This window comes from Aestuariicoccus sp. MJ-SS9 (assembly GCF_032586235.1).
In the GTDB taxonomy this organism is placed as follows: domain Bacteria; phylum Pseudomonadota; class Alphaproteobacteria; order Rhodobacterales; family Rhodobacteraceae; genus Aestuariicoccus.
Window position 1 is genome coordinate 1 of the sequence record NZ_JAWHTD010000047.1, and the last position, 18188, is coordinate 18188.

Below are 18188 nucleotides of genomic sequence, written 5' to 3' on the forward strand. Positions count from 1 at the left end.
AGAGCCGATGAACTTGAAGGCCGCCTTAAAAGTCTGGCGAAAAAAAATCGTCCATGGTTCGGAGCTACTGACTCCGCCAACTAGCAAGATCGAGAAGATTAGGCGCCGGGGGCAACCCCAAGCCCCCAGCAGTCGCACGCCCAAAGGAGAACGGGCGCTTGACCGTCCTACCAGCCGATGAAAACCGGTTGAACCAGATCCAGTCATCAAGGCGTCTGGAGCGCGAATGCGGTCGCAACCTGGAACTCATCTGGCTGACGGGGCGATTGAAGCCGGACTTCAAGACAACTGCCGACTTCCGGAAGGACAATGGGCCTGCGATCCGTAAGGTGTGTCAGCAGTTCGTCGCGCTCTGCCGCGACATCAATCTGTTGGACGGGAATTTGGTGGCCATTGATGGCTGCCGGTTCAAGGCGGTGAACGCGAAGGCCAAGAATTACACGCGTGGCAAGCTCCGCCAGAAGCTCGGTGAGATCGACAAAACCATTGAGCGTTTCCTGGGTGAATTGGATTAAACTGAGACATATCCGGCAGACTTGAAGTAGTTCCGGCACTCTGTTGGGTCGTAGAGATCACAGATTGCACCGATGACCTCGAAGACCTTGGTGAAGATTCGTGCACACAGATGCATGCTGCGAGCCCAGACTCTTTCCATCTCGCGTTGATTGACAAAGGTCAAACAATTGCCCTGTCGACTGTGATTGATTCATTTCTACCCGTCTGAGCAGGTTGTGTTTTGGGGGGACTGCGATGCTTGGAAGATCAGCTATCCGTTCAACCGATCACGATCGCCCTCAACAACATCGTCAATGCCAGCACGGGGGTGAAGGAATATAACGTCGACATGGCCGCCGCGATAATCGCCGCTCTTCCGCCCTTGCTCGTCTATGTCGTGGCCGGAAAATACTTCATCCGCGGGCTTACTGCGGGAGCGGTCAAGGGATAACCGAATGGCGCCAATCCTTGAGATTCGAAACCTTTACAAGAGCTTCGGCTCCGTTGACGTATTGAAAGACATCAATGTCGCGATCGATCCCGGGGATTTCGTCGTGCTCGTCGGCCCCTCAGGGTGCGGCAAGTCAACGCTTCTCAATTGCATCGCCGGCCTCGAGCCCATCACACGCGGCTCGATCGAGATCGCCGGCGAGGACATGACCGACGTGCCGCCGAGGGACCGCGACATCGCAATGGTATTCCAGTCCTACGCGCTGTACCCTACGATGAGCGTGGCAAAGAATATCACCTTCGGGATGAGGGTGCGCGGGATCGACCGGGAGACCCGCGAGAAAAAGCTGGCGGAGGTCGCGCGTCTTCTGAAGATCGAGCGACTGCTTGACCGGCGGCCAAAGCAGTTATCGGGCGGACAGCGACAACGGGTGGCAATGGGCCGGGCGCTGGTGCGCGAACCCAAGCTTTTTCTTTTCGACGAGCCCTTGTCGAATCTGGATGCCAAACTTCGTGTCGAGATGCGTGCGGAGATCCGCAGGCTTCATCAGAGACTTTCCGCGACGATAGTGTATGTGACTCACGATCAGATCGAGGCCATGACACTTGCCTCGAAAATCGCCGTGATGAAGGCTGGGGTGGTACATCAGATTGGCAACCCCAAGGAAATCTACGATCGGCCCGTGAACATGTTCGTGGCTGATTTCATAGGATCGCCCTCGATGAACCTCTTCCCAGCTCGCGCAACAAGGGTCGATGGACATACGAGACTTGAAGTTTCGCGATTCGGGGGGGCACCGCTTGTGTTGAAGGATCCAAGGCAGATTGATCTGCCATCCGAAGTCGTTGTCGGACTGCGCCCCGAGGATATCGCCGAGGCCAATCTGCGATCAGGACCCTTCGTCCAGACGGGCACCTGCCGAATTGATTTCATCGAGCTGTCCGGCTCCGACACCTATGTTCTCACGAAGCTTGGTGGAGTCGATGTCTTCGGGCGCTTCCACACAGGCACACATGTGGAAGAGGGTATGGAAATGGATTTCGCATTCGACCTCGAGAAGGTCTTGTTCTTTCACCCGGAAACCGAGATGCGGTTAAACTAGCTGCACCCTTTACGCACTCTGTGTATTCAGCCAGCCAATTTAAGGATTATCTGGCAATGGGCGGATGCACGATCGTTCAGGCCGACGTGGCCCGCGTGGGCGGCATCACTCCCTGGCTCAAGATCGCGCACATGGCCGAGGCTTTCAACGTTGCGATCTGCCCGCATTTCCTAATGGAACTCCATGTCAGCCTGACCTGCGCGGTGCCCAATGCCCCGATGCTGGAATACATCCCGCAGCTGGACGACATCACCACCTCTCGCCTCAACATCCACGATGGTTTTGCGATGGCTCCCTCGGCCCCCGGACTTGGCATCGCTTGGGACTGGGATGCCATCACCGCTCGGGCTTTGGCAGGCCTTAGCACCACAATCGAGTGATCGAACGCGGAGCTCGCCGAACCTGCAAAAATAGTGTCAACCGTTAAGGATGAGTTGGTTAAGTACAAGCCAAACGATGGGCATGTGGCTCGAATACAAATGGCTTGGTCCTACACTCATCGGCTCACCTGGCTAAGAAGTACTTGCAGTCAGGTCAGTCGTGGTTCGAAAGCATCTGTTCTTAGGTCAATCATGGCATGAAGGCTTTCGCACTATTGCCGGAGCCCTTTGTCTTGACCAAATTCACACTTAAGCGCTCGTAGCCCTGCGAAGCTGCGCGAATGCGTGGAGAGCTAAGATATTATCCATAGATCAGCTTCTGGAGTAACAAAATGTAAAGCCGAATTTTGATAGCCACAGATGGTTCTGAACTGGCCGGCAAAGCAGTGGAACACGGTCTCCAACTTGCGAAATCCGTTAACGCGACCGTTGTTGTGGTGACTGTGACGGAAGCGTGGTCCGCGTTCGAGATGGCAAGCGATATCGAAAGTGGGAAACGTGATGCGGTGGAGGCCTACGAAGAAACCGCCAGGAGCGCAGCTCAGGCCATTCTGGAAGAAGCGGCAGCACAATCGGCATCGATTGGCGTTGCCTGCGAAACACGCCACGTCAACGACAAGAAGCCTGCTGAGGGGATCATGGACACAGCGGTTCTTGAGGATTGTAATCTCATCGTTATGGCGTCACACGGGCGCCGCGGAGTGCGGAAAATGCTTCTGGGGAGTCAGACTGCCGAGGTCATCGCACTGAGCAAGACACCCGTTCTCGTGCTGCGTTAAGTCCAATTCGGGCTTGTCAGTTTCCCTGCAGCAATGACCGCAGGGAAACTGACATAGACAAGTCAGAGGAAGGTGAAATCGTCCACGGTGAGATCAGCTGCCGCCACACCCTCGATCAGCACCGTGTGGCCCTGATAGTCGATCAGCGCCCCCGCAGCGGTGTCGGTGATGTTGAGCGCGGCAACCTTGCCAGCGAGCCCCGAGCCTGGTGCGTTTTCGACAGCCACCATGCGGAAGCTGTCGACACCGTCCTCGAAATCGGTGATCACGTCCGCATCGCCAGCCTTGAAGACGTTCCACACGAAGACATCGGCCCCATCGCCGCCGGTCATGGTATCGTCACCGTCGCCGCCGTTGATGGTGTCGTTACCGGTTCCGCCGTCGACGTCGTCGTCTCGACCGCCGCCAGCGAGGAAGTCATTGCCTCCATCTCCGAATATCACATCATTGGCTTCGCCGCCGCCAACGCTGTCATCGCCCGCACCGGCCGAGATCACATCCTGGCCTGAGCCGCCGCCCAGGTCGTCGTTTCCATCGCCGCCCTCGATCCTATCAGCCCCGAACGACCCGCCCATCGTGTCCGACCCTTCGCCACCGATCATAGAGTCGTTACCTGGCCCGCCGTTGACCACGTCGTTGCCGTCGCCGCCATCGACCGTGTCGTCGTCCTGGCCGCCACCCATGAAGTCGTTGCCGGTGCCGCCTTCCATAAAATCATTACCAGGGCCTCCGCCCATCAGGTCGTTTCCGCCACCGCCAATGACCTCGTCATTGCCTGCCCCTGCGCCGATGTTGTCATCGCCAGCCGCACCGCTCAGCGTGTCATCGCCGTCAATCCCAAAGATACTGTCATTCTCCGTACCGCCGTCCAAAACGTCGTTACCGTCTCCCCCGATGATCGAGTCATCACCCGAGCCTCCCAACAACGTATCGTCACCACCCTCACCCCGCAGCGTGTCATTTCCATCGAACGCAGAAAATGAATCCGAATAATCACTTAAAACAACAGTATCCGCGCCGGAAAAGGCTTGCTCCAAAAGAGCCAGCTCGTCTTCCGAACTGTCTGTCAGCGAAGCTTCGTAGATGGCCACGGCTGAAAGGCTGACTTCACCAATTGAATACAGGACATTTTCTTCAACACCATCGTCGACCGATTCGCCCAGATACAATGACTCGCCCAGGGCCGATACGATCCCCCCAGTTATGCTTCCAGCTCCATCAACCTCAATACCCTCCCCCCAAAAGTAAAGAGCGTAATAATCAGTTCCATCGAATGAATAAAAAACTAGAAAATCTTCATGAATTTCGCCAAAATTATCCTCGCTAAAGGTGTTGTCGAAAAACTCAAAACTCAAATAATTTTCAAAATGGAAATTGAGATCCAGATCACTAATTATGATCGGAAAATCTGACGTTGATGCGGACGCTGTGGCCATGCGAGTATCCCTTAGCCCTTGAGGTTTATGCATAAACTTTGACACGGATCAGCGGTCGCCTCAACAGATCGATGCGGCTCACGTCTGACGAGGTCGAACAAATCGTGCCCTCCGCGGAGTTCCCCTTCCTGGGGGCAGCTTCCTCTGCGGGCTCTGTGGTAGGTATGCCAAGGGCGGTGTTAGCAGTCAGAAAGGCGATGTGTGCCTTTGGAATTTTCTCCGCCTGATCAAAGAGCCGCGCGGGCCACCTACCTGAACCGTTTCATCATAATCACTTGGCCGAACTGTCGGCAGGTGTCCCTGCAACGGTCTATGTGAACGCAAGCCACGCATGGGCGAGGTGGGCCTGGCCAATAGCCGCGATCGGTTGGGAGCGCGCCTAGGTGCACCGCCTCAGATATCAGCGGGCTGGCGCGCGGCTACTGCCATTAGACGCGCACAATGTGCAACTCTTGCCCGCCTGAGTTCAGCGACTTCGCGCGGCCAGGAGCTACAGCTTGTCAGCGAGCATGCCTACGCGCGCAAGTCCGCCCGACCTTGACGCGGGTAGGCCAGCAACTGATTGATGGGGGTGCCACCTCTCGGAGGGAAGCGCGGCACCAGAGGAATTTCGGGGAGGTAACGGATGAAGATCGTCGTAATGGGCGCCGGCGTGGTGGGGGTGACTACGGCCTGGTACCTCGTTCAGCAAGGTGCAGAGGTCACCGTAGTTGACCGTCAGCCGGGGCCGGGCCTTGAGACGAGCTATGCCAACGCCGGCGAGTTGTCCTACGGAATGACCTCGCCGTGGGCGGCTCCGGGCATCCCCATGAAAGCGCTGAAATGGCTGTTCATGAAGCGCCGCCCACTCTTCATCTGGCCGCTGATCAGTCCGACCATGTGGCTCTGGGGTCTTCAGATGCTGCGAAACTGCAACGAAGAGAGTTACCAGACAAACAAGTCCAGGATGGTTCGGATATCGAGCTATTCCCGCGACTGCTTTCCTGATCTCATTGCCGAGACCGGGATCGAATACGACGGCCGCGCCCAGGGGACCCTGCAACTCTTCCGCACTGAAAAACAGCTAAAGGCGTCCAAGGCGGATCAGGACATTCTTGCTGCATACGACTCGCCCTTCGAGGTGCTCGACCAGGAAGGGTGCATCGCGGCAGAACCGGCTCTGGCGCAGGTCAAGGACAAGTTCGTCGGAGGTCTCAGGCTGACTGCGGATCGGACCGGGGATTGCCGGATGTTCACGTTGGCGCTCGCGGAAAAATGCGCCGGAGCTGGCGTTGAATTTCTCTACGGACAGACAATCCGCCGGATCAATGTCGATGGCGACCGTGTCACTGGTATTGATTGCGAGCCGGCGGGCCGCATCACGGCGGACGCCTACGTTTGCGCGATGGGTAGTTTTGCACCCCGCGTTCTGACACCGATCGGAATTCGGCTGCCGATCTATCCGGTCAAAGGGTATTCAGTGACGATCCCCATCGCGAACGAAGATGCCGCGCCCCGGTCCACGATCATGGACGAAACGCATAAAGTGGCGATCACAAGGCTTGGAGACAGGATACGCGTGGCCGGGCAGGCCGAGATTGCGGGCTATTCCAACCGTCTCGGCCCGCATGCAACAGATACGGTCCGTTATGTGGTCAATGACCTGTTCCCCGGCGGCGGGGACCTGGCAAAAGCAGAGGGCTGGACAGGGTTGCGGCCGATGACGCCAGACGGAACGCCAGTGCTGGGCCCCACCCATCTTGCAAACCTTTTTCTCAATACCGGGCATGGCACTCTTGGCTGGACGATGTCCGCTGGCTCCGGAAAGGCCGTCGCTGACCTCGTTCTCGGGCGGAAGCCGGAGATTGATTTCGAAGGGCTTACCGCGGCGCGCTTCGGCAAATGATGCCGGATTTACTGGTCCGCATAGATCGCCCACAACCATATGCCTCGCACGGGGGTGAGGTGTGCCTATTAGTAGGAAATCGGCGTCGACGTCATGGATTGCTCGTCGAGCGGCATCTCGGGGGCGGCAACGGCCAGTGGCAACAGCAAGCGCCAACCCGGTTTCCAGGTTCCCTACGCGGAAAGGGTCAGGAAGGAGACTGCCATCAAGACGATGGCTGTCGGACTCATCACGCATCCAGTCCAGACGGAGAAGATCCTCAAGCGCGGGCAGGCCGACCTCATCGCGATCGCCCGCGAGGCGCTTGTGGATCCGATGTGGGCGCTTCATGCCGCCCGCGAGTTGGGGTACGATACTGATTTTGCCAGTTGGCCGAAACAGTCGGGCTGGTGGCTTGTCGCCCGGCAGAAGACGTCGGAGTTATATGACCCCGACAGCGCGGGTTGAGCCCAAAAAAGGGTCTGGAACCACCAATCTTCCTTCTCTACTGCCGACTTAAGTCCCGGACGAAATCGTGACGGATCATCTGACGTGAAAGTGTCAAAGGAACTTGGTTTGAGGCGGGGCAGGGGGCGATTATCCTCCTTCCAGGGGCGATACGGGAACGGCGACAGCTCGCGCGTCAGCTGGCAAGCGGCAACGGGCGGCGGGAGTCGCAGGCCCCGTTACGGCATCTCATAACCAATAGATGACGGTTGCGGCGAGAGCGATGACCGAGAACAAGGCCTTGGGGCCCGGTCATGCCCCTCAATAAATCGCTTGTCATCCGCGCCTTGGTCTTTGGACCACGCGGCGTCAGGATGTAGGCGTAACGCAGCTTGTTGTCGGAGGCGCGGAAATTTCGGATCTTGACCCAACCCTCATCCGCCAGCGCCCTAAGCAGGCAGTCTTTCGTCCCTGGGCAACGTTAACACGCCAATTAAACTAGGCAGCTTGAGTCGCTCGTTTGCGAGACAAAAACGAGACAAAAACGAGACAACGGTGAGTGGGGGTGGGTTGTAAGTTTTTGATTTTATTGGTCGGAGTGAGAGGATTCGAACCTCCGGCCCCTGCCTCCCGAAGACAGTGCTCTACCAGGCTGAGCTACACTCCGACCGTGGCGCGCGGGATAGCCCAGGTCAGGGTCTTTGGCAAGCACTCATTCCACTCAGGACTCCGCTTCGCCGTCGCGACGTGTCAGCCGCAGCCAAGAGCTGATCCGCGGGGTGACCCCGGTTTCCAGACGGCTCTTGTTCTGCAGCACCGGGGTGTGCGTAGAGGCGTTCGGCCGGCCCTCGCGGAGCACGATATAGACGCCGCTGGCGATGATGATCCCCGCCCCGATGGCGGTCATGCCGTCGGGCACCTCGTCGAAGAACCAGACGCCGTAAAGCGTGGCCCACAGGATCTGCGAATATTGCATCGGCGCGACGATCACCGCCTCGCCGGCCTTGTAGGCCGCGACAATGATGGCCGAGGCCGAAAACGCCATTATCGACATCGCGGCGACCCCGGCCAGGTGGCCCAGCGGCATGGGCTTGTAGACCAGCGGCAGCAGGCAGGCCATGATCGCGAAATTGGCCAGCATCGGGTAAAGCAGCAGCACCACGCTGCGCTCGTCCCGCCCGATCTTGCGCACGATGATCGATGCCAGCGCTGACCCGACCGCCGCCACCAGCGCCGCCAGATGCCCCAGCTGAAACTCGGTCACGCCGGGGCGCAGCACTACGATCACGCCGCAAAGTCCCACGATCACCGCCAGCCATCGGCGCAGGCGCACGGTTTCGCCCAGGATCGGGATCGACAGGATGGTGATGATCAGCGGTGCGGCGAACAGGATCGCATAGGTCTGCGCCAGCGGCAGGGTCGAAAAGGCGTAAAACGCCGATGCCCCGGTGACCACTCCCGCCAGCGTCCGCAGCGCGGTCCACCAGGGATGCACCGGGCGCAGGTGCCCGGGCTCCGGGTCGCGGATCAGCAGAAGCGTGACCATCGGAAAGCCGAAGAGCACGCTGAAGAAGACGATCTGGAACGGGCTGTAATGCGCTCCCAGCGTTTTGACGATCACGTCATGGGTGGCGAAAATGCCAAAGGACAGCAGCGCCAGCAAAGCGCCTTTTGCGTTGGAACCCATCACGGATCGCCTGACTGATTGCGGTAACGCCAGCTACACCCGCATCCGCGGACAGCGCAAGCCATGCCTCCCTGTCATCTCGGTATGGCTGCTATGCGCAACCCCGTAGGGTGCGCATTCATGCGCACCGCGCCGACATGAAAACGCCCCCGCCGGGGCGGGGGCGCACGCGCCGCAAAGGCAAAGCGGGTTGCTTACAGGCTGGCGTCCAGCGCGGCCAGAATCGCGTCGCCCATCTCGCTGGTCGACACCGGCGCGCGGCCTTCCTCGCCCAGCAGATCGGCGGTGCGGTAGCCCTGCGCCAGAACCGTCTCGATCGCCTGCTCCAGCCGGGTCGCCTCGTCGCCCTTGTCGAAGCTATAGCGCAGCGCCATGGCAAAGCTCAGGACGCAGGCGATGGGGTTGGCCTTGCCCTGACCGGCGATGTCCGGGGCCGACCCGTGCACCGGCTCGTAAAGCGCCTTGGGCCGCCCGTTGGCCATCGGCGCGCCGAGGCTGGCCGAGGGCAGCATGCCCAGCGAACCGGTCAGCATCGCCGCCAGATCCGACAGCAGGTCGCCAAAGAGGTTGTCGGTCACGATCACGTCGAACTGCTTGGGCCAGCGGGTCAGCTGCATGGCGCCGGCGTCGGCGTACATGTGGCTCAGCTCGACATCGGGATATTCCGCATCGTGGACCCGCTGCACCACCTCGCGCCACAGAACGCCTGATTCCATCACATTGGCCTTCTCCATCGAGCAGACCTTGTTCGACCGCTTGCGCGCCAGCTCAAAGGCCGACCGCGCCACGCGCTCGATCTCGCTCTCGGTGTAGCGCTGGGTGTTGATGCCCACCCGCTCGTTGCCTTCCTTGATGATCCCGCGCGGCTCGCCGAAATAGATGCCCGAGGTCAGCTCGCGCACGATCATGATGTCGAGCCCCGCGACCACGTCCTTTTTCAGCGACGAGAAATCCGCCAGCGCGTCGAAACACTGCGCCGGGCGCAGGTTGGCGTAAAGGTCCATCTCCTTGCGCAGGCGCAGCAGGCTGCGCTCGGGCTTCACGCTGAAATCCAGGTTGTCGTATTTCGGGCCGCCCACGGCACCCAGCAGAACTGCGTCCACCTCTTGCGCCTTGGCCATCGTGGCGTCGGTCAGCGGCGTGCCGAGCGCGTCATAGGCCGCCCCGCCCACCAGATCCTCGCTCACGTCGAAGGTCAGGCCGCGCTTGTCGGCGAACCAGTCGATCACACGGCGCACCTGGGCCATGACTTCGGGGCCGATCCCGTCACCGGGCAGAATGAGAAGCGAGGGGTTGGTCATGGGTCACTGTCCTTTGGAAAAGCGTTACGTTCGCCTAGTACGCCTGCCCGGAATGGTCAAGAAACCTGCGCGATCAGCCCCTCCGCCAGCGCATCCCAGACACGGCGGATACGCGGTGTGCTGCGCATCGCCTCATGCGTGGCCAGCCAGACCGACAGCTTGGGCAGCGGGAAATCCACCTCGATCCGCTCGACCCCGGGGCATTTGTCCGCCACCGTGCTGACGACAAAACCCGCGCCGCAGCCCGCCTGCACCAGCTCCCAGTAGACCGTGTTGTGATCGCAGCGCGTGGCGAACCAGTCGCGCTGCGCCGCGATCCCCAACTCGCGCATCCCGCGCAGAATTTCGTCGTCGCGGTCAAAGCCGACCAGATCGAGCTTCAGGACCTGATCCAGCCCACGGGGCCGCCCGACCCGGTCCAGATAAGCACGCGCGGCGTAAAGACCGATACCCAGATCGCAGATGTGCCGCGTGACAATGTCCAGCTGCTCGGTCCGGTACATGCGCACGGCGATATCCGCCTCGCGATAGAGCAGGTTCTCGGACTGATCCGAGGGCACCAGGTCGATGCTGATCTCGGGCTCGTCCCGGCGCAGCTCGGCCAGGATCGGAGGCAGGTGGTGGTGGGCGGCAAAGACGCTCGCCGTGATCCGCACCGGCCCGGCCAGCCGGTCCGATTTGCCCGCCGCCGCCAGCCGCAGTGCATGGGCGCCCTCGGCCATGGCGCGGGCATGGGGCAGCAGCGCGCGCCCAACCTCGGTCAGGCCCAGCCCCCTCGGCTGGCGATGAAACAGCGTCGCCTCGAGCGCGTCCTCGATCTGGCGGATATGCCGCCCGACGGTGGATTGGCTGGTGCCCAGCTGCCGCGCCGCCTCGGACAGGGACCCGCTGTCGGCCACCGCGAGAAAGCTTTGCACCAGGGTCCAGTCAAGGGAAGAAAGCGCGCTTGCCATTCATTTATGAATACACGATCTGCAAATTCCGGCAATTCCTGAATGCAGGCGAATAGATCAACCTGGGTCCAATCGTCAGCGAAAGGACATTGCCATGACACGCACCGTACTCGTTCTGGGCGCCAACGGCCGTTTCGGCCGCCATGTGGCCGAGGCTTTCTGGAACGCCGGCTGGACCGTGCGTCTCTTCGACCGGGCCAGCGACCGGCTGGACGAGGCGGCGCAGGGTGTGGACGTGATCGCGAATGCCTGGAACCCGCCCTACACCGACTGGGCCGACCAGCTGCCGGGCCTCACCGCCCAGGTGATCGCCGCGGCGCGGGCCAGCGGCGCGACGCTGTTGCTGCCCGGGAACGTCTACGTCTACGGGCCAAAGGCGCCCGACTGCCTGACCGCCGACACGCCGCACCGCGCGACCAACCCGCTGGGGCGTCTGCGGATCGAGATGGAGGCCGCCTACCGCGCCTCCGGCGTCCCGACGATCCTGCTGCGCGGCGGGGATTTTCTGGACAATGCGCCCTCGGGCAACTGGTTCGACAAGGTCATCGCCAAAAGCATGCCGCGCGGCGTGCTGACCGCGCCGGGCGACCCCGACGTGCCGCACGCCTGGGCCTACCTGCCCGACATGGCCCGCGCCGCCGTCGCACTCTGCGACAAGCGGGCCGAGCTGCCACGCTTCGCCGACATCCCCTTTCCGGGCCATACGCTCAGCCTGACCGAGATGGCGGCGCTTGTGCCGGCCGAGGGGCCGGTGCGGGTGCAACGGATGTCCTGGACGCCGCTTTACCTCACCAGCCCGTTCTGGAAGATGGCCCGCCACCTGATCGAAATGGGCTACCTGTGGTCGAAACCGCATCGCCTGGACGAAAAGCCGCTCACCGCCCTGCTGCCCGATTTCCGCCCGACCGACCCGCGAGAGGTCTTGCACCAGGCCACCGCCCATCTGCGCGCGCCGGCCACGGCGCAGGCGCTTAGGGCCTGAGATCGACGTCGACCCAGACCATCCGGTGCGGCCCCATTCCCTCGGCGGCGGGCAGAACGCCGCCGTCGAGCACCGTCAGATCGCGGGTCGGCAGAACATAGCTGACGCGCATCTCGCCCGGCCCCTCCCACGCGACGGTCGGCAAACCGGGCAGGGGATCGGCGATGCGGGGGTGGTTCAACAGCCGGGCGATGGCCTCGCGCCGCCCGTCCCCGGTGTCGGGGTCGAGGTTGGCATTGCCCATCAGCACGAAGCGATCGGTGGGGGCGGGGGTCTGAAACGCGCCGTCCAGCAGGTGGCGCCAGAACAGCACCTCGTCGCGGTTGCGCCGCCCGTTGCGGTCCTCCGGCCCGTCGAAGACCGGCGGCGTCGCGGCAAAGGCGCCCAGCCTCAGCGGGCCTGTGTCGGTGTTTAGCGTAATCAGCCAATGCCCCGTCGAGCTGAGCCGCTGCACATCGGCGCCCGGATCGTCCGGGCGCATCGCGGTGTCGGGCAAGTCGCGCCAGAGCAGCGCGCTGAAATCCTGCACCTCGCGCAGCTCAAGCCGCGACAGCAGCGCCAGCCCGCCCGCACCGGCAAAGCCCCCATACCCCTGCGCGTCACGCGGCCCGCCCAGCCGCCCGTCGCCGTCCAGATCCAGCCCCGTCGCCATCCCGCTGTTGGGCAGCGCGGCATAGAGATGCGGGAAGGGATGCCCGGCCCCGGCCAGCGCCTTGCCCAGCGCGCGCAGTGCCACCAGATCGTGATCGTGGTCGAAAGAGGTCAGCAGCAGCACGTCCGGCGCCAGCCCGGCGATTTGCGCCACGGCATTCGCGACCCCTTCGTCCCGGCCATCAAGCAGGTCGCGCAGCAGCAGACCCGGCCCCTTGCGGTGAAAGCCGCCATGCCAGGTGGCGAGCCGCAGCGGTTCGGCGGCAGCGGTTCCGATCCACAGAAGAAGGCTCAGGCAGCCTGCAATTCCGAGGCTTGCGCATAGGCGCGGCGGCGCTTTTCCTCGATCAGGTCGGCGATCCGCATCAGCGCGACCCCCCGCATGATCAGGCTTGCCGGCAAGAAGGCCCATGCGCTCATCGTCCAGATCAAGGTGTGCGGATCCGTCAGGCCGATCGGGCCGATCCACGCGGTGGCCGCCTTGAGCACGGCCGGGATCAGGAATGGCAGCAAAAACCCTAATGCGACGTTAATATGGCTGTCGCGCTTGAGCCGGGTCAGCACGTCGCCACCTGCGGTCGGGTCGAAAAGCGGCAGGTTGACCCAGAAATTGAACGCCGCCTTGCGGATCGGCCAGTTCAGAACGCGCACGCAGGCCACGAACAGAATGATCGCCATCAGCGAGATCAGATAGGCCATCCCGGCATAGGTCCGAAGGATGTCCAGCTCTGCGGCCGGGGTTTTTTCCGGCAGCATCAGCACCATCAGCCGCACCGGCGAGAACGGGAAATCCATCGCCTGCCCGATCATCGCGCCCAGCCCGGTGATCGCGGCGGTCAGCAAGGTGGGATGCGTCTCGCCCCGCGCGATCAGGGTCAGCAGGATTACCGTGGCGAACAGCGCCAGAAACCGCATCCGGTTGAACGGCGGGGCGTTCCGGAATTCGATCAGGCTGGGATAATCGCTGACATATTCGACAAAGGTCAGCAGCGCGCCGAGCAGCGACAAAAGCGCGACGATCTGGGTGGTGTCCGGCGAGACACCGGGCAGGACCAGCGCCGGCATTGCAATAAGCAATGCCACGAGGAGCGCGCGCGCGCCCGCACTGATCATGCGCTTGATCACGTAAACTGCCCTTTCGCCAAGGACGGGAACGATGCACAGCCGTTCCCTTGTTCCCAACGCGTGTCGCCAATTGTGGCGGACTGCCTCATTTGTGCCAAATTTTTGCCCTCTTTCCCAAAAGGCCTCAAGACCGAGGGGCACTATCGGCAATCAATGGGGCGAAAACAGGGAAAACCTGGTGCGGGAATGCATCATAACCGCAACCAGATTGCGGCAAGACCTTGTCGCAGAACAATATATTGTGCGTCGCGCTGCGCTGCCCCATATCCCGCCATGGTTGTAGGCGGTTTTCATTAATCTCTCGTGAATCCGGGTTTCACGCTGCCTTGGGGCGAGTCGGGCCTGTGGGGCTCCTGAAAAACACCCAATCCTGGGCGGATTTTCGACCAAGATGCCCGCTGCGCCGGCGGTTTTCTGCGCATGAAAAAAGCCCGGCCGCGCATCGGCCGGGCTTTGCCTGCGATTTTCAGAGGTGTCAGACCCAGGGGCGCGATTGCGCGAGATTTGCCTCGAACGCCTGGATCGCGGCGGCCTTTTCCAGGGTCAGGCCGATGTCGTCGAGCCCCTCGAGCAGGCAATGCTTCTTGAAGCTGTCAACCTCGAAGCCAAAGACCTCACCGTCCGACGAGGTGACGGTCTGCGCCTCCAGATCGACGATCATGCGGGCGTTCGAGCCTTTCTCGGCGTCCTTCATCAGCACGTCGACGGCCTCGCGCGGCAGCACGATGGGCAGAATGCCGTTCTTGAAGCAGTTGTTGTAAAAGATGTCGGCGAAAGAGGTCGAGATCACCGCCTTGATCCCGAAATCCTTCAGCGCCCAGGGTGCATGTTCGCGCGACGACCCGCAGCCGAAATTATCGCCGGCGACGAGGATCTCGGCCTCGCGGTACTGCGGCTTGTTCAGCACGAAATCGGGGATTTCCTTGCCTTCGGAATCGTACCGCATCTCGTCAAAGAGGTTCACCCCCAGACCGGACCGCTTGATGGTCTTCAGGAACTGCTTGGGGATGATCATGTCGGTGTCGATATTGACCAGCGGCATAGGCGCCGCGATCCCGGTAAGTTTTTCGAACTTGTCCATTACATCATCTCCCGTACGTCGGTCAGGTGGCCTGTCACCGCTGCGGCTGCCGCCATTGCGGGGCTCATCAGGTGGGTGCGGCCGCCGCGGCCCTGGCGGCCTTCGAAGTTGCGGTTCGACGTGGCCGCGCAGCGCTCGCCTGGGGCGAGCTGGTCGGGGTTCATCGCCAGGCACATGGAGCAGCCCGCGAGCCGCCATTCGAAACCGGCCTCCTTGAAGATATCCGCCAGCCCTTCTTCCTCGGCCTGGGCCCGGACGAGGCCCGATCCGGGCACGACCATGGCGCGCAGGCCTTCCTTGATCTTCTTGCCTTTCAGAATCTCGGCCGCGGCGCGCAGATCCTCGATCCGGCCGTTGGTGCACGAGCCGATGAAGACCGTGTCGATCTCGATCTCGTTCAGCGGCGTGCCGGGTGTCAGGCCCATGTATTCAAGCGCGCGCTTGGCCGCGCCGACCTTGCCGCCGTCGAAATCTGTCGGGGCGGGCACGCTGGCGGTGATCGGCAGCACGTCCTCGGGCGAGGTGCCCCAGGTGACGACCGGCGCGATGTCCTCGCCCTTGATCGTGATGACCTTGTCCCAATGCGCGTCGTCATCGGAATAGAGCGTCTTCCACCACGCCAGCGCCGCCTCCCATTGTGCGCCCTTCGGCGCGTGCGGGCGGCCCTTGACGTATTCAAAGGTCGTTTCGTCCGGCGCGATCAGGCCTGCGCGGGCACCGCCCTCGATCGCCATGTTGCAGACGGTCATGCGGCCTTCCATCGACAGATCGCGGATCGCCTCGCCGCAATATTCGATGACATAGCCGGTGCCGCCGGCGGTGCCGGTCTCGCCGATCACCGACAGGGTGATGTCCTTGGCGGTCACGCCCGGGCGCAGTTTGCCGGTGATTTCGACCTTCATGTTCTTGGATTTCTTTTGGATCAGCGTCTGGGTGGCCAGCACATGCTCGACCTCAGAGGTGCCGATGCCGTGCGCCAGCGCGCCAAAGGCGCCGTGGGTGGCGGTGTGGCTGTCGCCGCAGACCACGGTCATACCCGGCAGGGTCCAGCCCTGTTCCGGGCCTACGATATGCACGATGCCCTGGCGGATGTCCGCCACAGGATAGTAATGGATCCCGAAATCCTTGGCGTTCTTGTCCAGCGCCGCGACCTGAATCGCGCTGTCCTCGGTCATGTTCTTGGGGTCTTCGCGGCCCGGGGTCGTCGGCACGTTGTGGTCGGGCACGGCGATGGTCTTGTCGGGCGCGTGGACCTTGCGGCCCGCCATGCGCAGCCCCTCGAAGGCCTGCGGGCTGGTCACCTCGTGCACGAGGTGACGGTCGATATAAAGCAGGCAGGTGCCGTCCTCGGACTCGTGCGCCACATGGGCATCCCAGATCTTGTCGTAGAGCGTTTTGGGGGACATGCGTCCTCTCCCTTTCGGTTCTTAGCGGAGTGTGGTGTTCAAAGCGGTCTTGTCGGCCGGCGTCACGCCCGGCGCGCGGGTAGTCGCGCGCGGACCGTGGTGGCGGCGCCGAAAAACCGTTCACGCAACCGCGTCCGGTCGCCGAGATCGAAAATCAATGTCATGCCCGTGCAATTACAGCCTTGCCCGCGTGCTCGCAAGCCTGTGTTGCATGCGCGCCGTCTCGGGCAAAAGACGCGCTCTGCAAAGTTGTCGCATTGAAAGTGATCCGCCCCGTCCCCTTCTCCGTATTTCCCCGAAACACCCGGAGATCGAGATGCCGTCCGCCCTGAACACCCTGAACCTCGTGCTTATGGCCGTCCTGCTGGTCGCCGCCATTTCCGTGCATGCAGAGGGCGCGGATCAGATGATCGGTTGGCGGCACGATCTGGTCCAGACGCCCTGACGGCTTGCCACCATGTCCGGCGGATGCCACGGTAAAGCGCGCGGACAATTGGGCAAGGCATGAACCCCGAAGACACTCAGAACCTGCCGGTAGAAGAGGTGCAGGAGATCGCCGTCGGCCTTCTGGGTCGCGCCGAGCTCTTCCTCGAAGGCCTGATGCGCCCATGGAACGCCTATCAGGTGGTCATCGCGCTGGCGATTTTCCTGTCCGCGCACCTTCTGGCCGCATTCCTGCGTCCGCGTCTGCACGACTGGATGCGCGCCCGCGAAGGCTGGCCGAAATGGCGTATGCGGGTTCTGGTGATCGTCCATCGCCGGCTTAGGATGATCCTCTTCGTCGTCCTGATCTGGATCGTCGTCCTGGCCATGCGCGAGTTCACCTGGCCGTCGCGAAGCTATCTGCTGGCGGCTATCGCCAATCTGGCGACGGCCTGGCTTTTCATCGCCTTCGCCACGCGTCTGATTGGCAACCCGCTGTTGCGGGCCGCCGTGCGCTATGGTGCCTGGACCTGGGTCACGCTGAGCATCCTCAACCTCACCGACGAGGCGCAGCGCCTGCTCGATTCGCTGGCCATTTCGCTGGGCGACACCCGCCTGTCGCTGTGGCTGGTGGTGCAGGCGGCGGTCACGCTGGCGGTGCTGATCGCCGCGGCCCGGTTCTTGTCGGCCACCAGCGCCTCGAGCATTCGCCGGAACGAGGACATCAGCCCCTCGATGCAGGTGTTGGCGATCAAGCTTTTGCAGGTGCTGCTCTACGGGACCGCCTTCTTCATGGGGCTGCGGCTGACCGGGGTCGATCTGACCGGGCTTGCGGTGCTGTCGGGGGCCATCGGCGTCGGGCTCGGCTTCGGTTTGCAAAAGGTCGTGTCGAACCTGGTATCCGGGGTGATCATCCTTCTCGACAAGTCGATCAAGCCCGGCGACGTGATCAGCCTCGGCGACACTTTCGGCTGGATCAACAGCCTGGGCGCGCGCTATGTCAGCGTGGTCACGCGGGACGGCAAGGAATACCTGATCCCGAACGAGGATCTGATCACCGGGCAGGTGGTGAACTGGTCGCATTCCAACGAATTCGTGCGGCTCGATATCTATTTCGGCACGGCCTATGACGACGATCCCCACAGGGTGCGCAAGATCGCCATCGAGGCGGCCAAAGGCTGCGACCGGGTGCTGAGCTTCAAGCCGCCGGTCTGCCACATCGTCGGCTTCGGCGACAGCAGCGTCGATTACATCCTGCGGTTCTGGATCAGCGATCCCACGGGCGGGCTGACCAACATCCGGGGCAACGTCTATCTGGCGCTCTGGGATGCGTTCCAGGAACACGGCATCTCGATCCCGTTCCCCCAGCGCGAGGTCAGGATGCTGGAAGGCTCGACGTTGAAGACCGAAACGTCGGGTGACGTGGCGGCGGACTGAGGCCGGTGGTTCTGTTGCCCCAGTCGCGGAATCAAGGGCGAAGCCCGCCGCTCTGGCAAGCGTGAGCACCCCGATCATTTGATGCAATGACTGGGCCGCGATAAAGCGATCAGACCCGATGTTGCAGCGCCACCCCACGGGCAGGCGCCGGTCGCGGCTTGTCATACGCTGGGCCGAGGCAAACAAAA

At 62.1% G+C, this 18188-nt stretch carries 16 protein-coding genes, 1 tRNA gene and 2 pseudogenes; 10 read left to right on the plus strand and 9 right to left on the minus strand.

The window, feature by feature from the left end:
• Positions 1-188 precede the first annotated feature (188 nt).
• From RXV88_RS20045 to RXV88_RS20065, 5 genes and pseudogenes are all read left to right on the plus strand, one after another.
• A pseudogene (locus RXV88_RS20045) lies at positions 189-429 on the plus strand (transposase); the annotation flags it as partial.
• Between the two features lie 334 nt (positions 430-763).
• Positions 764-946, plus strand: a pseudogene (locus RXV88_RS20050) (carbohydrate ABC transporter permease); the annotation flags it as partial.
• 4 nt (positions 947-950) lie between these two features.
• A complete protein-coding gene (locus RXV88_RS20055) occupies positions 951-2048 on the plus strand; it encodes a sn-glycerol-3-phosphate ABC transporter ATP-binding protein UgpC (RefSeq protein WP_316295274.1) in 1098 nt (365 codons plus the stop codon).
• A gap of 20 nt (positions 2049-2068) precedes the next feature.
• Entirely contained in the window at positions 2069-2428 is a 360-nt protein-coding gene (locus tag RXV88_RS20060) for an enolase C-terminal domain-like protein (protein ID WP_316295275.1), read from the plus strand.
• A gap of 347 nt (positions 2429-2775) precedes the next feature.
• Positions 2776-3207 carry a universal stress protein gene (locus RXV88_RS20065; RefSeq protein ID WP_316295276.1) on the plus strand — a complete coding sequence of 144 codons (432 nt, stop codon included), beginning with the start codon at positions 2776-2778 and terminating at the stop codon, positions 3205-3207.
• Between the two features lie 62 nt (positions 3208-3269).
• Here the strand turns inward: RXV88_RS20065 and RXV88_RS20070 are convergent, their stop codons facing one another.
• A complete protein-coding gene (locus RXV88_RS20070; protein WP_316295277.1) occupies positions 3270-4643 on the minus strand; it encodes a calcium-binding protein in 1374 nt (457 codons plus the stop codon).
• Between the two features lie 625 nt (positions 4644-5268).
• Here RXV88_RS20070 and RXV88_RS20075 point away from each other — a divergent pair.
• A complete protein-coding gene (locus RXV88_RS20075; RefSeq protein ID WP_316295278.1) occupies positions 5269-6528 on the plus strand; it encodes a D-amino acid dehydrogenase in 1260 nt (419 codons plus the stop codon).
• Positions 6529-6606: 78 nt separating this feature from the next.
• Positions 6607-6975 (plus strand): hypothetical protein, encoded by a 369-nt coding sequence (locus RXV88_RS20080; RefSeq protein ID WP_410468848.1) that lies wholly within the window; start codon positions 6607-6609, stop codon positions 6973-6975.
• Positions 6976-7544: 569 nt separating this feature from the next.
• Here the strand turns inward: RXV88_RS20080 and RXV88_RS20085 are convergent.
• From RXV88_RS20085 to RXV88_RS20100, 4 genes are all read right to left on the minus strand, one after another.
• Positions 7545-7621 (minus strand) — tRNA-Pro (locus RXV88_RS20085).
• A gap of 54 nt (positions 7622-7675) precedes the next feature.
• Positions 7676-8641: a DMT family transporter gene (locus RXV88_RS20090; protein WP_316295280.1), complete on the minus strand. Its 966-nt coding sequence runs from the start codon at positions 8639-8641 to the stop codon at positions 7676-7678.
• Positions 8642-8835: 194 nt separating this feature from the next.
• On the minus strand, positions 8836-9942 hold the full coding sequence (leuB, locus tag RXV88_RS20095; RefSeq protein ID WP_316295281.1) for a 3-isopropylmalate dehydrogenase: 1107 nt from the start codon (positions 9940-9942) through the stop codon (positions 8836-8838).
• Between the two features lie 56 nt (positions 9943-9998).
• Complete coding sequence (locus RXV88_RS20100) at positions 9999-10895, minus strand: LysR family transcriptional regulator (protein ID WP_316295282.1); 897 nt, start codon at positions 10893-10895, stop codon at positions 9999-10001.
• 94 nt (positions 10896-10989) lie between these two features.
• On the opposite strand from RXV88_RS20100, the gene RXV88_RS20105 reads away from it, so the two are divergent.
• Entirely contained in the window at positions 10990-11877 is an 888-nt protein-coding gene (locus RXV88_RS20105; protein WP_316295283.1) for an NAD-dependent epimerase/dehydratase family protein, read from the plus strand.
• Here RXV88_RS20105 and RXV88_RS20110 read toward each other — a convergent pair.
• The 4 genes from RXV88_RS20110 to leuC form a co-directional block, all read right to left on the minus strand.
• Positions 11867-12682, minus strand: a complete 816-nt coding sequence (locus RXV88_RS20110; RefSeq protein WP_316295284.1) for an endonuclease/exonuclease/phosphatase family protein — start codon at positions 12680-12682, stop codon at positions 11867-11869. The genes RXV88_RS20105 and RXV88_RS20110 overlap by 11 nt on opposite strands.
• Before the next feature lie 137 nt (positions 12683-12819).
• Complete coding sequence (locus RXV88_RS20115; protein ID WP_316295285.1) at positions 12820-13653, minus strand: hypothetical protein; 834 nt, start codon at positions 13651-13653, stop codon at positions 12820-12822.
• A gap of 475 nt (positions 13654-14128) precedes the next feature.
• A complete protein-coding gene (leuD, locus tag RXV88_RS20120) occupies positions 14129-14734 on the minus strand; it encodes a 3-isopropylmalate dehydratase small subunit (RefSeq protein WP_316295286.1) in 606 nt (201 codons plus the stop codon).
• Complete coding sequence (leuC, locus tag RXV88_RS20125) at positions 14734-16140, minus strand: 3-isopropylmalate dehydratase large subunit (RefSeq protein WP_316295287.1); 1407 nt, start codon at positions 16138-16140, stop codon at positions 14734-14736. Before leuC ends, leuD begins: the two co-directional genes overlap by 1 nt.
• Before the next feature lie 316 nt (positions 16141-16456).
• Here leuC and RXV88_RS20130 point away from each other — a divergent pair, with 316 nt between their 5' ends.
• The gene (locus tag RXV88_RS20130) at positions 16457-16585 is read left to right on the plus strand and encodes a hypothetical protein (RefSeq protein WP_316295288.1); all 129 of its coding nucleotides are present in this window, start codon (positions 16457-16459) and stop codon (positions 16583-16585) included.
• Between the two features lie 59 nt (positions 16586-16644).
• Positions 16645-18000: a mechanosensitive ion channel family protein gene (locus RXV88_RS20135; RefSeq protein ID WP_316295289.1), complete on the plus strand. Its 1356-nt coding sequence runs from the start codon at positions 16645-16647 to the stop codon at positions 17998-18000.
• Positions 18001-18188: the final 188 nt, after the last annotated feature.